Annotated in this window: 15 protein-coding genes; 3 read left to right on the top strand and 12 right to left on the bottom strand. The window is 63.2% G+C overall.

What is annotated here, in order from left to right; all coding sequences use genetic code 11:
- Window positions 1-162: 162 nt before the first annotated feature.
- Entirely contained in the window at window positions 163-5,670 is a 5,508-nt protein-coding gene (locus DJ563_RS22820) for a dermonecrotic toxin domain-containing protein (RefSeq protein WP_434518379.1), read from the top strand.
- 66 nt (window positions 5,671-5,736) lie between these two features.
- Here the strand turns inward: DJ563_RS22820 and hutG are convergent, their stop codons facing one another.
- From hutG to hutC, 7 genes are all read right to left on the bottom strand, one after another.
- A complete protein-coding gene (gene hutG, locus DJ563_RS22815) occupies window positions 5,737-6,540 on the bottom strand; it encodes an N-formylglutamate deformylase (protein ID WP_274097417.1) in 804 nt (267 codons plus the stop codon).
- A gap of 10 nt (window positions 6,541-6,550) precedes the next feature.
- Window positions 6,551-7,756 (bottom strand): imidazolonepropionase, encoded by a 1,206-nt coding sequence (gene hutI / locus DJ563_RS22810; RefSeq protein ID WP_434518378.1) that lies wholly within the window; start codon window positions 7,754-7,756, stop codon window positions 6,551-6,553.
- A 15-nt stretch (window positions 7,757-7,771) separates the two neighbouring features.
- A complete protein-coding gene (locus DJ563_RS22805) occupies window positions 7,772-9,175 on the bottom strand; it encodes an amino acid permease (protein WP_095063898.1) in 1,404 nt (467 codons plus the stop codon).
- 146 nt (window positions 9,176-9,321) lie between these two features.
- The gene (gene hutH / locus DJ563_RS22800; protein WP_033701951.1) at window positions 9,322-10,854 is read right to left on the bottom strand and encodes a histidine ammonia-lyase; all 1,533 of its coding nucleotides are present in this window, start codon (window positions 10,852-10,854) and stop codon (window positions 9,322-9,324) included.
- Between the two features lie 69 nt (window positions 10,855-10,923).
- Window positions 10,924-12,597, bottom strand: coding sequence for a urocanate hydratase (gene hutU, locus DJ563_RS22795; RefSeq protein WP_434518377.1), 1,674 nt, complete (start codon window positions 12,595-12,597; stop codon window positions 10,924-10,926).
- Window positions 12,598-12,752: 155 nt separating this feature from the next.
- Window positions 12,753-13,325, bottom strand: coding sequence for a HutD/Ves family protein (locus DJ563_RS22790; protein ID WP_274097420.1), 573 nt, complete (start codon window positions 13,323-13,325; stop codon window positions 12,753-12,755).
- Complete coding sequence (gene hutC / locus DJ563_RS22785) at window positions 13,322-14,032, bottom strand: histidine utilization repressor (protein WP_177326481.1); 711 nt, start codon at window positions 14,030-14,032, stop codon at window positions 13,322-13,324. The genes DJ563_RS22790 and hutC overlap by 4 nt, the downstream gene beginning before the upstream one ends.
- 143 nt (window positions 14,033-14,175) lie before the next feature.
- On the opposite strand from hutC, the gene DJ563_RS22780 reads away from it, so the two are divergent.
- The gene (locus DJ563_RS22780; protein WP_274097421.1) at window positions 14,176-15,540 is read left to right on the top strand and encodes a formimidoylglutamate deiminase; all 1,365 of its coding nucleotides are present in this window, start codon (window positions 14,176-14,178) and stop codon (window positions 15,538-15,540) included.
- A 160-nt stretch (window positions 15,541-15,700) separates the two neighbouring features.
- Here the strand turns inward: DJ563_RS22780 and DJ563_RS22775 are convergent, their stop codons facing one another.
- From DJ563_RS22775 to DJ563_RS22755, 5 genes are all read right to left on the bottom strand, one after another.
- Window positions 15,701-16,273, bottom strand: coding sequence for a lipocalin family protein (locus tag DJ563_RS22775; protein WP_033701956.1), 573 nt, complete (start codon window positions 16,271-16,273; stop codon window positions 15,701-15,703).
- Window positions 16,270-16,524: an outer membrane protein assembly factor BamE domain-containing protein gene (gene bamE / locus DJ563_RS22770; protein ID WP_008094623.1), complete on the bottom strand. Its 255-nt coding sequence runs from the start codon at window positions 16,522-16,524 to the stop codon at window positions 16,270-16,272. The genes DJ563_RS22775 and bamE overlap by 4 nt, the downstream gene beginning before the upstream one ends.
- A gap of 200 nt (window positions 16,525-16,724) precedes the next feature.
- Window positions 16,725-17,321, bottom strand: coding sequence for a DUF924 family protein (locus DJ563_RS22765; RefSeq protein ID WP_033701957.1), 597 nt, complete (start codon window positions 17,319-17,321; stop codon window positions 16,725-16,727).
- Between the two features lie 3 nt (window positions 17,322-17,324).
- The gene (locus DJ563_RS22760; RefSeq protein ID WP_033701958.1) at window positions 17,325-18,335 is read right to left on the bottom strand and encodes a class 1 fructose-bisphosphatase; all 1,011 of its coding nucleotides are present in this window, start codon (window positions 18,333-18,335) and stop codon (window positions 17,325-17,327) included.
- 168 nt (window positions 18,336-18,503) lie between these two features.
- On the bottom strand, window positions 18,504-20,954 hold the full coding sequence (locus tag DJ563_RS22755) for a glycogen/starch/alpha-glucan phosphorylase (protein WP_434518376.1): 2,451 nt from the start codon (window positions 20,952-20,954) through the stop codon (window positions 18,504-18,506).
- 185 nt (window positions 20,955-21,139) lie between these two features.
- Between DJ563_RS22755 and DJ563_RS22750 the strand changes: the two genes are divergently transcribed.
- Complete coding sequence (locus tag DJ563_RS22750) at window positions 21,140-21,544, top strand: YkgJ family cysteine cluster protein (protein WP_016712459.1); 405 nt, start codon at window positions 21,140-21,142, stop codon at window positions 21,542-21,544.
- Window positions 21,545-21,558 lie beyond the last annotated feature (14 nt).

Below are 21,558 nucleotides of genomic sequence, written 5' to 3'. Positions count from 1 at the left end.
CGTGTGAGGATTAAGTCTGCCGTTTGGCATCATAAACCTGAATTGCGCTTAGAGCACCGTCCTCGCCGATGCGGCTGCGCTTGCAGGGCACACTTATGTACCTCCCGCCGGTCATAACGGCCCGCCATAGTCCCTCGCCTCACATCAAGCAAGGCGCCCACCATGCCAACTCCAGTCGCGGCACTGCCCAGCGTTCATTACACCACCCTCGAGCGCAAGATCCCTGCGTGGCTCAAACAAACCCGCCCAGAAACCCACCGCGCACTGCGCAATTGGCATCAAGCCCCAGTGTGGCTGGCAACAGCGGTCCGCCAGCAACCAGAAATCGCCAAGGCTTGGCAGCAAGAACATGCCCGCCACCGCGAACACCAGGCACACGTACAGAAGCTGTTCGAACAGCTACCCGACCTGCAAACCTACGCCATCAACGCACTGACCGAAGCCATCGAGCAGCGCTTCGGGCTCGCCCTGGATGTTCTCGAAACCCACCTGGTCGATGCCCGCCTGATCGACACGGCCAATGCCAGTGACGCCCGCAAGACCATCAACCAGGCTACGCGCTCGCTGCTGAACAGCGCCCTGCACAATTTCGACCAGGCCGCCGCTGCCGAGCACGGCATGGACGCACCGGAGGCACTGCTGAAGAAGTCCGTCATCCTTGATCACCGACGCTTCATGGGCAGCGTCCCGCTCACTAATACAGTGGCTATCACCGCCGAAGACTTTGCCGATTTGTGCCGTACCCTGGACATCGGCGGCAAGTACCATGCTCTGCTGCATGCTATCTATTACCCGCCGGCCACCTCGCAGCTCAGCGCCGATGAAGCTGCGCTGGCCGTTTATGAGACCCTGGGGCGCGCTGAGGTCTCGGCATTCAGGCAATCCCTGCATTTCGCCCGCCTCAAGGGCGATATCAGTGAGGCGCTGTATACCACCGCCCTCGCCGCCCCACTTGACCAGGCGCCTTCGAATGCCTCGCCCGTGGCGTTCAGTTTGCTCGACTTGTGGGAGGCCGAACTGACCGGCGTTGTGCTCATTACCCTGCAAGCTGAAGGGCATCAGGCCGTGGCGCTGTATATCCCTGAGGACGACGCGGTACCGCTGAAGGAGTTTGCCACTCAGGAAGCCTTGCAGGCCGAATTGCGCGACAGGCTCCAGGCCAACATCCGCTACCTGGACAAACACATCGCCGACCGCGACAAAGCGTCGATACTCGCCCGCCTCGAGGATCGGCTCACCCCACTCGACTGGAGCATCCGCGGCGTGCGTGAACGTACCCCGGACCCACACGCTACCTTGCACCCGGTCGCACATCCATTCAGCCACGCATTCCAGGGCATGATGGCCTTCCAGAAAGCCCAACGCCACGAAACGGATGTGCTGTTCCACGCCATCCCGACCGAAATCGTCGACCGACGTAGCGCTCAGGCCCATAGGGCATTGATTGCGGGTCGTGTACTGACGGCCCTGAACATCGCCGGTTTCTTCGTGCCTGGGCTGGGTGAAGTGATGCTTGCCGTGTGTGTGACCCAACTGGCCCATGAGGTTTATGAGGGCATCGAAGCCTGGCAAAACGACGAACGCGATACAGCCTATGGGTACCTGGTCGATGTGATCGAAAACGTCGCGATCATGGCAGCCCTCAGCGCGGCGGCCAAAGCGCTGGGAGGGGCAAAAGGCGAAGCAGGCGGTGGCGTGGAAGAGCCGGAAACAAAAGAACCGGAGATCGAACGTATTCCTGTAGAAACCCCCTCCTTTATCGAGGAACTGGAAGACGTCGAAACGCCCGATGGCCAGGTCCGCCTGTGGAAACGCGACCTCACGCCCTACCAGAGCACCGAGTTGCTGCCCACCGACCTTGTACCGGACGCGCTCGGCCTGCGGCACCATGAAGGCAGGCGCTGGTTGGTCCTTGAGGGCAATCAGTACATCGTCGCGCAGGCCCCCACGTCGACAGAGTACCGCCTGCAGCACCCGGACAACCCACACCGCTACCAGCCGCCACTTCGCCACAATGGCGCCGGTGCCTGGTTGCAGGTAACGGACGCGCCGCTGAGTTGGTCGGGCAGCACCCTGTTGCGCCGGATCGGTCACTTGAGCACTCACTTCGACGAGTCGACACTGCAACGCATTCTTGCTGTCAGTGACACTCACGAAGACGTGCTGCGCCGTGCCCTGGCCGAAAACCAGCGGCTGCCAGCCTTGCTTGAAGACACGATGCAACGCTTCAAGCTGGACGAGACGGTCCGCCAACTGCCGGATGCCAGCACTCAGCCAGCCGAGTTTTCCAGAGCCTACGCGCGCCTTCCAAGCAGCCAGGTGCCGGGTGCCGAAGCCCTCTCGCAGGTGTACCCGAACCTGCCGGCTGCGGTCACCGATGAGCTGGCGCGCAGCGCCAGCGGTAGCGAACTGCATGTGCTGGAAACCGGTAAGGTGCCACTACGCCTTGGCGAAGAAGTCCGCATCTATCAGCAACACATCCGCCTTGCCCGCGCTTACGAGGGCCTGTACCTGTCCAGCGTACGAAGCTGGGATAGCGACCGGCTGATCGTGCACACGCTTGAAGGCCTGCCCGGCTGGCCTGCCGAGACAAAACTGCAGCTATGCCAGCGCCTGTCCTGGCCAGCCCGGGAGCATGCCATAGGCCCGCAGGACACTCGTCCATACAAGACCATCACCCATGCCAGCTCTGGCTACATCGTCCACAATGAAGGCCAGCCGAGTACTGAAGTCACGGCCCATCAAAACCTTTATTCTGCATTGTACGAGGCCCTGCCAGAGGCGATGGCACAACTGGATGTCGCCGATCAGCAAGCATTGCAGCATCGTGTACAGCAAAGCCCCGTTCTGCCCCGCTCGACCGTGAGGACGCTATTGGGCATGCAACCGGTACGCCCCGGCTACCGTTCGCCCATGCGCCTTGCCGATGGCCGCCTGGGCTATCCGCTCAGTGGTAGCGGCCCGACCACACAAGGCGTCACCCGCCAGCGCCTGATCGCAGCCGTCGAGGCCACGGGGCTCGCCGCCCGTGCTGGCCGGTCGGTAGACCAGGTTCTGCTGTCGCTGGGCAGTCGCGGCCGTACACCCTTGCAGATCCTCGAACACCTGCAGACACTGCTGGAGCAGCGCAACGAGCTGCAAAGCAGGCTGACCGACTGGAGCGAAGCGATTTCGCCCGCGACAGACCAGCAAGCACGTGCGTACGACAGCCTGCGCGACTCGATCATGCAGCATTGGTACGACACCGCGCTGGACGAAGATGCCCGGCACACGGCCGAACTGCGTATCGAACGTGTGCCACTGGCTGACGTTCCGCAGACCTTGCCTGATTTTTTCAACTCACGCGTACGTAGCTTGAGTCTGTTCGACTTGCCCTCGGAAACCCTTGCGGGCTGGGCCCAAAACGAGCGTCTGCTGCAACGCCTGCTCAGGCAGATGCCGCACATAGAGTCACTGCAGATCAGCCGGCCTTACGACCCCAGGGCAACACCCTCTTCCTTCCTGTTCAGCATCCCTTCCATCACCGAGCATTTGCCCGCCCTGCAAAGATTGGTGCTGACCAACCAGAACATGGCACTTTCCGAAAGCGACCTGAACCTGTTGGCAGGGCTTCGCCAGTTACGGCACCTGGATCTGAGCGGCAACCGCCTGGCACCCAACAACAGCCCAAGCTTCCATGAACTGTCCTTGGACTTCCTGGGGCTGGACGCCATGCAGATGGCCCAATGGCCCATCGGGATTGGCAGCGATGCCCTCGGGCGTATCACCCACCTGTCCATGAGAAACAACAACCTCAGGTCATTGCCCTCATTCTTGCTCAATGAAACAGACACCCTGCTAAACCCGCCGGCGATCTCACTCGAGGGCAACAGCATCAACGAAACCCATTTACAGCGGTTGCTGTTGAGCGAGCGGCCCGAGACGGCCAACATTACGGTGGATGAACCGCCAGAACTCACCGGCAGGCTTGCACGCCTTCGCAGTGAACGCCAGCAAATGCGCGACGCGATCGATGGCTGGGCACTGTCATCCAGTTCGAGCAAGCCCCTGACACAGGAAGCGCTGGCGGACAGGCACAGCATCGAAACAGCGATCCGTCAGTTCTGGGAGCATCAGGAGCAGGGCCACCTATACCTGCGATTGCAGCTCGAAGACGTGGCCATCGCGCAGTTTCCCAGCAGGCTCCCCCCCTTTTTCGCCGAGCGTGTGCAAGCAATGACCCTGACACGTTTGCGCGGTAGCGCCTCGCAGCTCGATGATCTGCTCAGGCGCTTTCCCAATATCACCCGGTTGACCATCGATGCACACCAGGCAGCCACTGCCTCGCTGGCCTCTTCACTGGCGCGCCTCCCGCAGCTCGCTTACCTGGAGTTTCGCAACATGGGCCTGGAAGTCGACCAGGCCATGCTGAACATCTTCGCAGGGCTGGAACACCTGAACTCGCTGGACCTGTCAGGAAACCGCATGGGTAACATCGCCCAGGTACCCGCACGGCTCTCTGCCAACCTGCAGTCAATCGCGCTGACCAACATGAACCTGCAAGCCTGGCCAAGCTGGTGCGACGCCTTGCTGCCGCTCGATCTGCTGGACTTGAGCTCCAACAACATTACGGAAGTGCCGGAGCACATCCTCTCGAACCTGCATAATCCCATGCCGATCTCGTCAATTGCCTTGTTCGACAACCCTTTACCACTTGAAACCATTCTTCGCGTACGCAGCTTCTCGGAGAGCCAGCACAGTTATTCCTTCGCCCTGGACATTCCAAGCAACCTGATGCTGGTCAATTCTTCGAGCGAAGGTTCACTCGACCACCCTCACTTCCCACTGTTGGGCGACGACAACCCCAGGCTCGAAGACTGGATGCTTGGCAACCAGGCACAGAACGAAGCATTGCAGGAATGCTGGGAAACGCTGGAGGGCAGCGACCTGCTTCGCCTGGCGGGCCGTTTGCACAACGCCGCGCCGTACGTCGACCCGAACACCCGAGCCAGCTTCTGCGAACGCGTACGCATGATGCTGGTCGTGGCTGCAAACAACGAAGCCGAACGAGCGCTCATGGAGAGCATTGCCGCTGCCGCATTGCCAGACCCGGAAACCGGCTCGCAGACCTGCCATGACGGTGCGTTGCAGGAGTTCAACAACATCGAGTTGTACCTGATGGGGCAGCGCCTGCTGATCGACGCTGGCGATACGCTTCAGACCCTGCGCATGCGCCTGTTACAGCTGTTCCGTATCGAACAGCTTGAGATGCTAGCCAACCAACGCTCTGGCTCGGGTGACCTGGTTTCGGTGCGCCTGGCCTACCGTCGCGAACTGGCCAGAGAGCTTGACCTGCCCATCGCCGACAGCATGCGTTTTCGAAGCGCCGCGAACCTGGCACCTGATGAGCTGTCCGGCGTGCTGGAAAAAGTGCGCAAAAGTGAGCACAGCGATTCACTCGTCGATTACATGCTGTCGAACGCGGACTGGACCACGCGCATGCGAGCCGAATATGCCGGCCGCTTCGACGAAATAGAAGCCCGCTTCCGCTTGCGCGTACTCGAACTGGCCAATACGGACTACTCACTTGCGCAGGAGCTGAACTTGCAGCAGGCCTTGCAGAGCGACAAGGAACAGGAAGAAAAGGAGCTTTTGCGTGAACTGACCATTGCCCAGCTACACAGCAACTGATCACTGGCGATAAGTGGCGACGTCGATGGCACCCATCGCGTCGCCCTCTTCATTCACGCGTGACATTCACCGCTCATAACGCGCCTCGCCCCATGCCAGCAAGGCCTGTAACAGCTGCCTCAGGACCTGCTGCGTCGGCTGCGCCAGGTCCTCGCGATAAGCGAACGGCTCGGTTTCCTCCATGTACGTGCTTTGCGCCAGCTCCAGCTGCACCGCATGGATATGGTTGGCCGGGTCGCCATAGTGGCGGGTGATATGGCCGCCCTTGAAACGCCCGTTGAGTACATGGGTGTAAGCCGGCGCTTCGGCGCACACGCCCGCAAGCAACTGCGCCAGCTCAGGATCGCAGCTGGCGCCGTTGAAGGTCCCCAGGTTGAAATCCGGGAGTTTGCCGTCGAACAGGTGCGGGATCAGCGAGCGAATCGAGTGGGCGTCCCACAGCAACGCATAGCCGAACTGCTCACGCAGGCGGGCCAGCTCCTGGCTGATCGTGTCGTGATACGGCCGCCAGATCTGCTCCAGGTAGGTCGCGCGCTCTTCGGCAGAGGGCGCCTGCCCGTCTTTGAACAAGGGCTGCCCTTCGAACAGCGTGGCCGGATACAAGCCGGTGGTTGCCCCGGCGTACAGCGGCTTGTCGTCGTCGGGCCGGTTCAGGTCGATGACGAAACGCGAATACTCCGCCGCCACCACGCTGGCGCCCAGTTCACGGGCAAAATCGTAGAGCTGCGGGATATGCCAGTCGGTGTCGGGCAAGCTGCGCGCCTGGTCGACCAGGCCGTCGCGCACGGCGGGGGTCAGCTGCAGCCCCGCGTGGGGCATGCTGATCAGCAGGGGCAAACGGCCCTGGTGAAAACTCAGTACCTTGTCCATTTCGCCTCGCTCAGTTGGATATCTCGTGGCCCTTGCGCACCACGCGCTTGGGCAGGTCGCCACCCAGCCAGTAGGCCAGGTCGGCGGGGCGCTCGATCTGCCAGGCGACAAAGTCCGCCACCTTGCCGGCTTCCAGCGTGCCATGGCTGTCGCCAAGGCCCAGCGCCGTGGCAGCATGGGTGGTCACACCGGCCAGGGCTTCTTCCGGGGTCATGCGCAACAGCGTGCAGCCCATGTTCAGCATCAGGCGCAGCGACAGCCCCGGCGAAGTGCCCGGGTTGAGGTCGCTGGCCAGGGCAATCTTCACACCGTGACGGCGCAGGGCGTCCATCGGCGGCAATTGGGTTTCGCGCAGGAAATAGAAGGCGCCCGGCAGCAGCACGGCGACCGTGCCGGCCGCGGCCATGGCAATGGCGTCTTCCTCGGTCATGAATTCCAGGTGGTCGGCCGACAGTGCCTGGTAGCGCGCCGCCAGGCTCGAGCCGTGCAGCGACGACAGCTGTTCGGCGTGCAGCTTCACCGGCAGGCCCAGCTCATGCGCCTTGATGAATACCCGCTCGACCTGGGCCGGGGAGAACGCCAGGTGTTCGCAGAACGCATCCACCGCATCCACCAGCCCTTCTGCGGCCAGGGCAGGCAGCATCTCGTCGCAGATGTGCGCAATGTAGTCGTCGGCCCTGCCGGCGTACTCCGGCGGCAGGGCGTGGGCGGCCAAACAGGTGGCGCGCACGGCAAGCGGCAATTCGTCGGCCAGGCGCCGTGCCACGCGCAGCATCTTGCGCTCGTTGGCCAGGTCCAGGCCGTAGCCGGACTTGACCTCGAGGGTGGTCACGCCATCACGCATCAACGCCTGAACCCGCTGGCGGGCACTGGCGAACAGCTCATCCTCGCTGGCCGCGCGGGTGGCCCGCACGGTACTGGCGATGCCGCCGCCTTGCGCGGCGATTTCGGCATAGCTCACGCCCTGCAGGCGCTGCTCGAACTCGCCGCTGCGGTTGCCGCCAAACACCGCGTGAGTGTGGCAGTCGATCAGCCCGGGGGTGACCCAGCCGTTGCCCAGGTTCACCGTGCGCTCCGCTTCGACCGGCCGCAGCGCGCTGCGTGGGCCGATCCATTCGATCAGCCCGGCGCAGGTGACGATCGCCGCGTCCTCGATGATCGAGTAACGGCCGTCGACCATGGTTGCTACATGGCAGTGCTGCCAGAGGGTTCTCATTTGCAATCTCCTGTACTAGCGGTGCAACTCGGCCTGCGCCTGGGCCGCCTTGCCCTGCCCTGCCCGCGGCTTGCACCACAGCAGGTAGGACGCGACCAGGAACACCACCCAGACCACACCCACCAGCAAGGCTGCCTGAGTGTCCGGGAAGTAACCGAGCACGCCAAAGATGAACACCATGAACGCGATGGCCATGGCTGGGCCATAGGGCCAGAACGGTACCGGGAACTTCAGCTGGGCGGCTTCCTCGCGGCTCATACTGCGGCGCATGGCCACCTGGGTGAGCAGGATCATCAGCCACACCCACACGGTGGCGAAGGTGGCGATCGAGGCGATCAGCAGGAACACGTTCTCGGGGATCAGGTAGTTGAGCACCACGCCGATCAGCAGCGCCGCGCCCATCACCACCACGGTCATCCATGGCACACCGTGCCGGGACAGCTTGCTGAACCCGCGTGGCGCGTGGCCTTGCTGGGCCAGGCCGTACATCATGCGGCCCGCGCCGAAAATGTCGCTGTTGATGGCCGAAATGGCAGCGGAAATCACCACGACGTTGAGCACTGCCGCGGCCGAACCAATCCCCAGGTTGCTGAAGATCTGCACGAACGGGCTGCCTTCGCTGCCGATCTGCGGCCACGGGTACAGGCACATCAGCACGAACAAGGTCAGCACGTAGAACAGCAGGATACGCAGCGGCACGGCATTGATGGCCTTGGGGATGACCCGTTGTGGGTCCTTGGCCTCACCGGCAGTGACACCGATGATTTCGATACCACCGAAGGCGAACATGACCACTGCGAAGGAGGCGATCAGGCCACCGACACCGTTAGGCATGAAGCCGCCGTGCTCGACCAGGTTGCTCAACCCGACCGCATGCCCGGTGCCGACCTGGCTGAAGCCGAAGGCCATGATGCCGAGGCCGGCAAGGATCATCGCGACGATGGCGCCGACCTTGAGCAGCGACAGCCAGAACTCCATCTCGCCGAACACCTTGACGTTGCACAGGTTCAGGCCGCCGATCAGGAAGACGATGCCCAGCACCCAGATCCAGCGGGCCACTTCAGGGAACCAGAAGCCCATATAGATACCGAAGGCCGTCACGTCGGCGATGGCGACGATGACCATCTCGAAGGCGTAGGTCCAACCGAGGATGAAGCCGGCCATGGGGCCGAGGTAGGTGGTGGCGTAATGGCCGAAGGAGCCGGCGACCGGGTTGTGCACGGCCATCTCGCCAAGGGCGCGCATGACCATGAACACGGCGGCGCCGCCGATCAGGTAGGCCAGCAGCACTGCTGGGCCGGCCATCTGGATGGCCGAGGCTGAACCGTAGAAAAGCCCGGTGCCGATAGCGGAGCCGAGCGCCATGAAACGGATGTGTCGGGCAGACAGCCCGCGCTTTAGACCTTGAGCTTGTTGCATGTCACGTCCTAATTTTGTTTTTGTGGTCGTGAGATCGAGGGGGCCGCGCTGCAGCCCTTTCACGGGTCAAGCCCGCCCCCACAGGTTCAGATCTGTGTGGGAGCGGGCTTGCCCCGCGAATGAGCCGCACGGCGGCCCCAGAGGCATCACAGGCTAGGCAGAACCCCAGCCGGCAGCAGCCCGCTCAGGCTGCCTTTAGCCAGCAGCTCGACGGCCTTCTCGATATCCGGCGCAAAGAACCGGTCGCGGTCGTAGTGCGGCACTTCGCTGCGCAGCGCTCGGCGCGCCTGCTCCAGCTTGGCCGAAGTTTTCAGCCCCTTGCGCAGGTCCAGGCCCTGGCAGGCGCCCAGCCATTCGATGGCCAGCACGCCACGGGTGTTCTCGGCCATTTCCCACAAGCGCTTGCCCGCAGCCGGGGCCATCGACACGTGGTCTTCCTGGTTGGCCGAAGTGGGCAGGCTGTCGACGCTGTGGGGGTGCGACAGGGCCTTGTTCTCGCTGGCCAATGCGGCAGCGGTCACCTGGGCAATCATGAAGCCAGAGTTGACCCCACCGTTTTCCACCAGGAACGGCGGCAGCTGGGACATGTGCTTGTCCATCATCAGCGAGATGCGGCGCTCGCTCAGCGAGCCGATTTCGGCGATGGCCAGGGCCAGGTTGTCAGCGGCCATGGCCACCGGTTCGGCGTGGAAGTTACCGCCCGAGATCACATCGCCTTCGGCAGCGAACACCAGCGGGTTGTCCGACACCGCGTTGGCCTCGACGCCCAACACTTCGGCAGCCTGGCGCAACTGGGTGAGGCAGGCGCCCATGACCTGCGGCTGGCAGCGCAGCGAGTACGGGTCCTGGACCTTGTCGCAGTTCTTGTGCGATTGCGAGACTTCGCTGGACTCGCCCAGCAGGTCGCGGAAGCAGGCGGCTGTGTCGATCTGGCCACGCTGGCCACGCACGGCATGCACCCGTGCATCGAACGGCGAACGCGAGCCCAGCGCGGCTTCCACGGTCAGGCCACCGCAGGCAATGGCGGCGGCGTACAGGTCTTCGGCGTAGAACAGCCCGCGCAAGGCGTAGGCCGAGGAAGCCTGGGTGCCGTTGAGCAGGGCCAGGCCCTCTTTGGCGGCCAGGGTCAGTGGCTCCAGGCCGGCAACGGCCAGCGCTTCAGTGGCCGACAGCCATTGGCCCTGGTAACGCGCCTTGCCTTCGCCGAGCAGCACCAGCGACATGTGCGCCAGCGGTGCCAGGTCGCCGGACGCACCGACCGAGCCTTTGAGCGGAATGTGTGGGTAGACTTCGGCGTTGACCAGGGCGATCAGCGCATCGATCACCTTGCGGCGAATGCCGGAGAAACCACGGCTGAGGCTGTTGATCTTGAGCACCATGATCAGCCGCACCAGGTCGTCGTCCAGCGGCGCGCCGATGCCGGCGGCGTGGGACAGCACCAGCGAACGCTGCAGGTTTTCCAGGTCATGGCTGGCAATGCGGGTCGAAGCCAGCAGGCCGAAACCGGTGTTGATGCCGTACGCGGTACGGTCTTCGGCAAGAATCTGTTCGACGCAGGCAACGCTGTCGTTGATCGGCTGGTCGGCGCTGGCATCCAGGCGCAGGCGCACGGGTGCGGCGTGGATCGCGCGCAGCTGGGCCAGGGTCAGGGTGCCAGGCTTGAGGGTCAGTTCGGTCACTTCGCTACTCCATTCTGTCGGGGCCCGCAGGCCCCTTCTTGTTGTTCAGTATCACTCAAAGTGCAGCGATCAGCCCGTGATCATTGGCAGGTCGAGGCCTTGCTCTTTGGCGCAGTCGACGGCGATGTCGTAGCCGGCGTCGGCGTGGCGCATGACACCGGTGGCCGGGTCGTTGGTCAGCACGCGGGCGATGCGCTCGGCGGCTTCATCGGTACCGTCGCAGACGATGACCATGCCCGAGTGCTGCGAGAAGCCCATGCCTACGCCGCCGCCGTGGTGCAGCGAAACCCAGGTGGCGCCGCTGGCGGTGTTGAGCAGGGCGTTGAGCAGCGGCCAGTCGGAGACGGCGTCGGAGCCGTCGCGCATGGCTTCGGTTTCACGGTTGGGGCTCGATACCGAACCGGAGTCCAGGTGGTCACGGCCGATGACGATCGGCGCCGACAGCTCGCCACTGCGTACCATTTCGTTGAACGCCAGGCCCAGTTTGGCGCGAAGGCCCAGGCCGACCCAGCAAATACGCGCTGGCAGGCCCTGGAAGTTGATGCGCTCACGGGCCATGTCCAGCCAGCGGTGCAGGTGGGCGTCGTCGGGGATCAGTTCCTTGACCTTGGCATCGGTCTTGTAGATGTCGTCGGCTTCACCAGACAGCGCGGCCCAGCGGAACGGACCCACGCCGCGGCAGAACAGCGGGCGGATATAGGCCGGCACGAAGCCAGGGAAGTCGAAGGCGTTGGCCACGCCCTCTTCCTTGGCCATCTGGCGAATGTTGTTGCCGTAGTCGAAGGTCGGGATGCCTTGCTTCTGGAAGTCGAGCATGGCTTGCACGTGCACAGCCATGGACTGCTTGGCGGCTTTGACCACGGCAGCCGGTTCGGTCTGCGCGCGGTCGCGGTACTGCTCCCAGGTCCAGCCGGCCGGCAGGTAGCCGTTGAGCGGGTCGTGGGCGCTGGTCTGGTCGGTGACCATGTCCGGGCGCACGCCACGTTTGACCAGCTCCGGCAGCACTTCAGCGGCGTTGCCGTGCAGGGCGATGGAGATGGCCTTGCCTTCGGCGGTGTACTTGGCGATGCGCGCCAGGGCGTCGTCAAGGTCGGTGGCCTGCTCGTCGACATAGCGGGTTTCGAGGCGGAAATCGATGCGGCTCTGCTGGCATTCGATGTTCAGCGAACAGGCACCGGCCAGGGTCGCGGCCAGTGGCTGGGCACCGCCCATGCCGCCCAGGCCTGCGGTCAGTACCCACTTGCCTTTGAGGCTGCCACCGTAGTGCTGGCGGCCGGCCTCGACGAAGGTTTCATAGGTGCCCTGGACGATGCCCTGGCTACCGATGTAGATCCAGCTGCCGGCGGTCATCTGGCCGTACATGGCCAGGCCCTTGGCATCCAGTTCGTTGAAGTGTTCCCAGTTGGCCCAGTGCGGCACCAGGTTGGAGTTGGCGATCAGCACGCGTGGGGCGTTGCTGTGGGTCTTGAATACGCCGACCGGCTTGCCCGACTGCACCAGCAGGGTTTCGTCGTCTTCCAGGCGGGTCAGGGTCTCGACGATCTTGTCGTAGCAGGCCCAGTTGCGGGCGGCGCGGCCGATACCGCCGTAGACCACCAGCTCTTTCGGGTTTTCCGCGACCTGCGGATCGAGGTTGTTCATCAGCATGCGCAGCGGCGCTTCGGTCAGCCAGCTTTTGGCGGTCAGCTTGTTGCCACGTGGGGCACGGATTTCAACGTCACGGTATTTGTTGTTGTCGGTCACGGGAAGGGTCCTCTGCGGTCGTCCGCGGGCAGATGTGTCGTGGTCAATATACAAACACACCTTTACTTGTATGTACAAGCATGGACAACCAAAATAATTGGACCTATGCGCTGGAACCCAGGAAAAGCTGGGGCCGCTGTGCGGCCCCGGCTATCTCAACGTGAAATCAGTTCGATCAGGCAAAACCGCCCCTGAACCTCCAACCCCACCAGCGCGTCGTTACCCTCAAGCCGCAAGCAGTCATGCAACCCCAGCCGCTGCACCTCACCCCCTGCCAACTGCACCTCGACCTGATTGCTGGCGGCGAACAACAACACCGTCGACGCCGAACTGAACAGCCGGGTGGTGCCATCGAACCACTGCAAGCGCGCGCGATAGCGCTGCGGCGCGTAGATCAGGTTGAAATCACGAATCGCCCCACCCAGCAGCTTGCAACTGACCTGGCTCTCGCCTGCGAAGGCGAACGCGTCGTATGGCAACAGCGGCCGGCTGGCCTGCCCGTCGACCAGCAGGCGCATGCCATCGCCCTGCAGCACCGTGATGATCCGCTGGTAACCGGCGAACGAAGAGAAACCGCCAGACTCTTCGATATCGGCAATCGACAGGCGCCAGCCGAACCCTTCGAGGCCCTCGCCACTGTCGCGGGTGATTTCTTCGGTGAAGCCGCCACCGTTCTTCCATGGCATGCGCGGGTAGCCCTGCGCACGCAACACCTGCAATTGGCTCATTTGCTGAATCGTCCTTCCAGGCGATGACGCGAACCGGGGTGGATCAACCGTGCGGCAGTGACCGGCTGGCGGCCGGACCAGGTGCGGCGGCGAATCAGCAGGCAAGGCTCGCCCCGCTCGATCTGCAACAGCTGGCACTCGTGCGGCTCGGCCAGAATCGCCTCGACCACGTGCTCACCCTCGGTCAGCGGTGCGACCTGGGACAGGTAGGCGTATGGCGTTTGCCGGGTGAAGTCCTGCTTGAGGTAATCGGGCGCGATCGCCGCATTGACGTAGCGGTCCTCGATTTGCACCGGTATGCCATTTTCGTAATGCACGATCAGCGAATGGAACACCCGCTGGCCTTCGCGCATGTCCAGCGCCAGGGCACGCTCGGAGCCGGCGGCCTCCTCGGCGAGGATGACCACCTGGCAGCTATGCTGGTGGCCACGCCCGGCAATCTCGTCGGCGATGTTGTTGACTTCGAACAGCGCCGAACGGCTCTTGGGTTCGGCGACGAAGGTACCGACCCCTTGCATGCGCACCAGCAGCCCTTCGGCCGTGAGCTCACGCAGGGCGCGGTTGATGGTCATGCGGCTGAAGCCCAGTTGGCTGACCAGCTCGCTCTCTGAAGGGACCCGGTGATGGGGCGGCCAGCTGCCGTTGTCGATCTGCTGGATGATCATCTGTTTGACCCGCGCGTACAGCGGCGCCGGGCCCTCGCCCATCTGGGCAACCAGCGCGGAGACAGGAGGTGTCGGCACGGCGTTGGATCCTTGTGCGATTGAATGAGCGGTAGCTTGCCGCAGTTTACCCGGCAGGCAAACGCCTGTATATGTATATACAAGTTAACAATAACAGGATTTCACCGATGTCCGCCTACTTCGCCGAACGCGCCCTGCTGCCCAATGGTTGGGCCAGCAATGTCCGAATCGAGGTCGCCAGCGATGGCAACATGACCCGCATCGAGCCCGGTGCTTCGGCCGACGGTGCCGAACGGCTGGGCGGGCCGTTGCTGCCCGGCATGCCCAACCTGCACTCGCATGCCTTCCAGCGGGCGATGGCAGGGTTGGCGGAAGTGGCGGGCAACCCCAACGACAGCTTCTGGACCTGGCGCGACCTGATGTATCGCCTGGTTGGCCAGATCACCCCAGAGCAGTTGCAGGTCATCGCCCGCCAGCTGTACATCGAGATGCTCAAGGCCGGCTACACCTCGGTGGCCGAATTCCACTATGTGCACCACGACTCGGCAGGCAAGGCCTACACCGACCCCGCCGAGCTGTCCCGGCGCATCAGCGCCGCGGCAGCCAGCAGCGGCATCGGCCTGACCTTGCTGCCCGTGCTGTACAGCCACGCAGGCTTCGGCGGCCAGGCGCCCACCGAAGGGCAACGGCGTTTCATCAACTCCACCGATCAGTACCTGCGCCTGCAGGAACAACTAGCGCCACTGCTGGCCGCGCAGCCGGCACAGCAACTGGGCCTGTGCTTCCACTCGCTGCGCGCAGTCACCCCAGGGCAGATCGCCAGTGTGCTGGAAGCCGGCAACCCAAATAGCCCGGTGCATATCCACATTGCCGAACAACAGAAGGAAGTCGACGATTGCCTGGCCTGGAGTGGCCTGCGCCCGTTGCAGTGGCTGTACGAGCATGTCGAGGTGGACGCGCGCTGGTGCCTGGTTCACGCCACCCACGCCGAAGCCGATGAAGTCGCCGCCATGGCCCGCAGCGGCGCGGTGGCAGGGCTGTGCCTGACCACCGAGGCCAACCTGGGCGACGGTATCTTCCCGGCCGTGGATTACCTGGCGCAAGGTGGGCGCATGGGCATTGGCTCGGACAGCCATGTGTCGCTCAGCGTGGTGGAAGAACTGCGCTGGCTGGAGTACGGCCAGCGCTTGCGCGATCAGCGACGCAACCGGCTGTACCGCGGTGACCAGCCGATGGTCGGGCGCACGCTGTATGACGCAGCCTTGAGCGGCGGTGCCCAGGCGCTTGGCCAGGCGGTCGGTGAACTGGCGGTGGGCAAGCGGGCCGACTGGCTGGTGCTGGATGGGCAAGACCCGTACATCGCCACGGCAGATGGCGATGCCATTCTCAACCGCTGGTTGTTCGCAGGCGGCGACCGCCAGGTGCGCGATGTGATGGTCAACGGCCAGTGGGTCGTGCGCCAGGGGCGGCATGCCCAGGAAGGGGAAAGCGCGCAGGCGTTTGTCGAGGTCTTGCGCCAACTGCTGGGTTGACCGTGTGTGTGTGTTTAGGAGCGGCCTTGCGTCGCGAAAAGGGCCGCAAAGCGGCCCCATCGATACCAGCGGCGACGCTAAAGCCTGGGGCCGCTGCGCGCCCCTTTTCGCGACGCAAGGCCGCTCCTACACACACCACCACATGCAAGCGCGTGCGGGGTCAATGGCTTTTGACGATCTGCTGGTCAGCCGTGCGCCAGATCAGCCGGCTGGTGTCATAACCTTGCTGCCGTGCCTTGGACAGCAAACTCTCGCGCTGCCAGGCCGGCAGGCTTGGCGTGCGTGACAAGATCCACAGGTACTTGCGGTCCGGGCTGCCGACGATCGCCGTGTGGTAACGCTCGTCCACGTAGAGAATCCAGTACTCACCCCTCGCCACGCCTGGCACCAGGCGGGTGAACCAGTTGTCGAACTCGACCCACAGCTTGTCGGTATGCCCAGGCTCCTGGATGTTGGCATGCCCTTCTGCGCGCAACCATTCATCCCCCAGGGTACGGCAGCGGTTGAGCACGCCGTAGGAGCCGTCAGATTTGAGGTTGTAGTGGGCCTCGGACTGCTCGCAGCCTTGCTGATAGCGCATCGGCAAGCGCGCCAGCTCATACCATTTGCCCTGGTAGCGCTTGAGGTCGACGTTGCCGGCGGTTTTCGGTGCCAGCGGGTCATGCGCAGAGCTGGCGCAGCCGCCCAGCAGCATCACCAGGCATAACCCCAGCAGCAGGTGCAGACGCCTCATTTAAGGCCCTGCCCTGAATACATCAGCACCTTGTCAGCCGCGTACTGCACGCTGATGAAGCTCTTCTCGTCCCCCCAGGTACAGCTGCTCATGCCCAGCGCGCCAGAGCACTCGGCAGGCGTGCCGAGCAGTTGCTCGACCTCGGCCTTGTTCATGCCGGCCTTGAGCTTGGAATAGTTTTCCTGGTTGATCTTGCTGCACGCGGTCAGAACGACGCACAAGGACAACAGGGCGAGGGAACGCAACGACATGAGGACACTCCTGGACAGGGGATACAGGCGAGTGGCCTGCAGTGACCTTCGACGAGAAAATCCCTCCCTGGTTCCCTGCCCTCCCCCCTTTCCACCTACACCATTGGTCGGGTAGCCAATGGCGGCGCAAAAAAAACCGCCGCTGCGGGTGCAGGGGCGGTTTTTTGCTACGTCAGGGCTGCGTGGCAGGCCGGTGAATCTCAGAACCTGGAGCCAGGCTCCAGCAAAAAGTCCATCTCTTCACTGGTACTCGGCCGTTCCAGCATCAGGTTGCGGTGCGGGAAGCGCCCGAACCGGGCAATCACCCGCTGGTGCTGCTCGGCATAGTCGAGGAACCCCTCGAACAAGCGCCGATGGGCCTCGGGCTGCTCGTCCAGCAGTACTTGGTAACGCTCGACGCACAGGTTCTGCCAGTCCAGCACCTCGGCATGCTCCAGCACCAGCAGCACAAACACTCGCTGGATCGGCAGCAGCTGGTAATCCCAGCCTTTCTGCAGGCCCTGCATGGCCACCACCTGGGCACGCCGGTCGCCCTCGAAGGCGCGCGACGTGTCGCGGTGGATCATGCGCGGCAGCTGGTCCAGCAGGATCAGCAGGCCGAGCCAGCCTTGCGGGCTCTGCTGCCACTCGTCGAGCCCACCCGCCAGGGCATGCTCGACAAGCTCGCCAAACAGCGCCTGAGCTTCGGCATCGTGATGCTTGCCGAACCACAGCGTGCTCTTCTCGTCAGCCACGGCCTGGGGGCTGGTGCCCCAACCGAACCACCACTCCAACAACGGCTGCCAAGGTGCGAGCATGACTTACTCCTTGTGATACGCGGTGACGCGCTCGACCTCTTCCTTCGAGCCCAGAATGACCGACACACGCTCGTGCAGGCTTTGTGGCTGAATGTCGAGGATACGATCGTAACCATTGGTGGATGCGCCGCCAGCCTGTTCGATGATGAACGACATCGGGTTGGCCTCGTACATCAGGCGCAGCTTGCCCGGCTTGCTCGGGTCGCGAGCGTCGCGCGGGTACATGAACAGACCGCCACGGGTCAGGATGCGGTGCACGTCGGCTACCATCGAGGCGATCCAGCGCATGTTGTAGTTCTTTTTCAGCGGGCCAGTCTCACCGGCCAGCAGCTCATCGACGTAGCGCTGCACCGGGGCTTCCCAGTGACGCTGGTTGGACATGTTGATGGCGAACTCGGCGGTGGTTGCCGGTACCTGGATGTTCTCGTGAGTCAGCACGAAGCTGCCCAGCTCACGGTCCAGGGTGAAGCCCTTGACGCCATTGCCCAGGGTCAGGATCAGCATGGTCTGCGGGCCGTAGATGGCATAACCGGCGGCGACCTGCTCGGTGCCTGGCTGCAGGAAGGCGTTTTCGTTGAGGGTTTCGTTCTGGCTCAGGTATTCGTTGGGGCAACGCAGTACCGAGAAGATGGTGCCGACCGAGACGTTGACGTCGATGTTCGACGAACCGTCCAGTGGGTCGAAGACCAGCAGGTAGGCGCCTTTAGGGTACTTGCCCGGGATCTGGTAGGCGTTGTCCATTTCTTCGGAAGCCATGCCGGCCAGGTGGCCGCCCCACTCGTTGGCCTCCAGCAGGATATCGTTGGAGATCACGTCGAGCTTCTTCTGCACTTCACCTTGAACGTTCTCGGTGCCCATGCTGCCCAGTACGCCGCCCAGGGCGCCTTTGGACACGTGGTGGCTGATCTCTTTGCACGCGCGCGCCACCACTTCGATCAGGAAGCGCAGATCGGCAGGGGTATTGTTGCTGCGGGTCTGCTCAATCAGATAGCGACTCAGGGTAACGCGGGACATGTATGGCTCCGAAATGGAAAGGGGGAGAAAAACCCCCGCAGTTTACAGGGAGAGTGCGATGCTAGCGAGCAATGAGACTCGCCTGGGCTGTCTGACGGCACAATAGGTCGGTAGTTCAGCCTTGGCCAGGCCGGCTGTCGAGTGGGGCCGCTATGCGGCCCTGGTAAGTCAGTCCAGTGCTTTCCAGATGTCGGTGGCATACTCGCGAATGGTCCGGTCCGACGAGAACCACCCCATCCGCGCCGTGTTCAGCACCGCCATGCGCCACCATTCCTGCGGTGTGTGCCACAGCTCATCGACCCGCCGCTGGGCATCCCAGTAGGCGTCGAAATCGGCGCACACCAGGAAACGGTCATAGGCCACCAACCCGTCGATCAGCCCGGTATAACGCGAAGGGTCATCGGGCGAGAACACCCCGCTGCGAATGGCCTGGAGCACATCGTTCAAGCGATTGGACGCCGCAATCGCCGCACTGGCGCCAAAGTCTCCGGCGCGCCGGCGCGCCTCGACCTGCTGCGCCGTGAGGCCGAAGATAAACATGTTGTCGGCCCCTACCTGCTCGCACATCTCGACGTTGGCGCCGTCCAGGGTGCCGATGGTCAGCGCGCCATTGAGGCCGAACTTCATGTTGCTGGTGCCTGATGCCTCGTAACCTGCCGTGGAGATCTGCTCGGACAAGTCTGCCGCCGGGATGATGCTTTCGGCCAGGCTGACGTTGTAGTTGGGCAGGAATACCACTTTCAGCAGGCCGCGTACGGTGGGGTCGTTGTTGACCACACGGGCGATGTCGTTGGCCAGTTTGATGATCAGCTTGGCCTGGTGGTAGCTGGCCGCAGCCTTGCCGGCGAAGATCTTCACCCGTGGTACCCAATTGGTACCGGGGTCGTTGCGAATGGCCTGATACAGCGCCACGGTGTGCAGCAGGTTGAGCAACTGGCGCTTGTACTCGTGGATGCGCTTGACCTGCACATCGAACATCGCCTCGGGGTTCACCGTAACGCCAATACGGTCCTGGATGATGCTGGCCAGGGCGCGCTTGCTGTGCAGGCGCTGGGCGGCGAACTGCTTGCGGAAGCTGCTTTTGTCAGCAAAGGGCACGAGGTTGGCCAGCAGCCCTTCAGGGTCATCCTTGAGCTCAGGCCCAAGCGCCTCGACCAGCATCTCGGTCAGTGGCGGGTTGGACTGGAACAACCAGCGCCTGAAGGTGATGCCGTTGGTCTTGTTGTTGATCCGCAGCGGGTACAGCTTGTGCAGCTCGGCGAACACCGTGCTCTTCATCAGCTGGCTGTGCAGTGCCGACACGCCGTTCACACTATGCGAGCCGAGAAACGCAAGGTTGCCCATGCGCACCCGGCGGCCGTTGTCTTCTTCGATCAGCGACACGGCCCGCAACACGTCGAAGTCGTGCAGCCCTTTCGCGCGCAGGGCGTCGATATGGTAGGCGTTGATCAGGTAGATGATCTGCATGTGCCGCGGCAGCATGCGCTCCATCAGCGCCACCGGCCAGGTTTCCAGTGCCTCCGGCAGCAAGGTGTGGTTGGTGTAGGCCAGCGTGCCGACGGTCAGCTCCCAGGCGGTATCCCAAGGCACTTCGTGCTGGTCGACCAGCAGCCGCATCAACTCGGCCACGGCGATCGAGGGGTGGGTGTCGTTGAGCTGAATGGCGGCGGCATCGGGCAGGTTGAGCAGGCTGTCATGCATGTTCAGGTGGCGGCGCAGCAAGTCCTGCAGCGAAGCCGAGACGAAGAAGTACTCCTGGCGCAGGCGCAGCTCCTGCCCGGCTTCGGTACTGTCGGCCGGGTACAGCACGCGCGAAATGCTCTCGGCGCGCGCCACTTCGGCGACCGCACCCAGGTGGTCGCCGGCGTTGAAGCGCTCCAGGTGCAGCTCCTCGAGCGCCCGCGCCCGCCACAGGCGCAAGGTATTGACGCTGGCGCCACGCCAGCCGACCACCGGCGTGTCATAGGCCACCGCCCGCACCGTCTCGCCGGGCGACCACACCTGCCGTTGCTGGCCGTGTGGGTCCTGCACGGTCTCGACGCTGCCGCCGAAACTGATCGGGTAGATCACCTCGGCGCGCTCGAACTCCCAGGGGTTGCCGAAGTCCAGCCAGTTCTCGGTCTGCTCCTGCTGCCAACCATCGACCACCGCCTGGCGAAACAGGCCGTGCTCGTAACGGATACCGTAGCCATGGGCGGCAATGCCCAGGGTCGACATGCTCTCCATGAAGCAAGCCGCCAGGCGCCCCAGGCCACCATTGCCCAGTGCGGCATCCGGCTCCAGCAGGCGGATGCGCTCCAGGTCGACGTCCAGGCCATCGAGGGCTTCGCGGGCGATGTCGAGCAAGCCCAGGTTGCTCAGGCTGTCATACAGCAGCCGCCCGATGAGAAATTCCAGGGAAAGGTAATAGACCCGTTTCTGACTGCGCCTGTAGGCCTGACGGGTATGGTCCATCCAGTGATCGACCATGTGATCACGCGCCGCCAGGGCAATGGCTTCGAACCAGTCATGGTCGAAGGCATGCTCGGGGTCCTTGCCGACCGCGTAGGTCAGCTTATCCAGCACAGCGGCGCGAAAATCGGCCACCTCGGCGTCACGTGCTTTGGGTTCCTGGGACATGCGGCATCCTCGGGCAAGTAGACGAATACGGAGGGAGATTGATGAGACTAGACCCTTCGACAGGGACTGACAGTACCTGTTCGCAGTTTTCATGCCTGATGAAGGAATCAGGCAAAAGGTTGTTCACAAATTGAACAACTCCGGTATGATCGCGCGCCCCAAGACCGTGATTCACCCCCATAACGATGAAAACGACCCTGATTGCCGCGGCCGAAGTCGACCGCCTGGAAACCTGGCAACGCTATGCCAGCCACATGTGCGGTGGCTGTCACTCGACCTGCTGCACGCTGCCCGTGGAAGTGAAGATCAAGGATCTGATCCGCATCGGCGTGGTCGACGAGTTCGAAAAAGACGAACCACCGAAAAACGTGGCCAAACGCCTGCAGAAGGAAGGCATCATCGAGCGCTTCAACCAGAAGTCGGGCATCTTCACCCTGACCCGGATGAGCAACGATGACTGCATGTATCTGGACCGCAAGAGCCGGCTGTGCACCATTTATGACAAGCGGCCAGATACCTGCCGCAACCACCCCAAGGTCGGGCCACGACCTGGGTATTGCGCCTATAAGCCCAAGGTGGTTGGGCGCTGATCCTGCTTTGCATT

The sequence above is a fragment of the Pseudomonas sp. NFX1 genome (assembly GCF_051123555.1).
In the GTDB taxonomy this organism is placed as follows: domain Bacteria; phylum Pseudomonadota; class Gammaproteobacteria; order Pseudomonadales; family Pseudomonadaceae; genus Aquipseudomonas; species Aquipseudomonas capeferrum.
The sequence above is the reverse complement of the archived record's forward strand: the minus strand, read 5'-3'. Positions and strand labels throughout refer to the sequence as shown.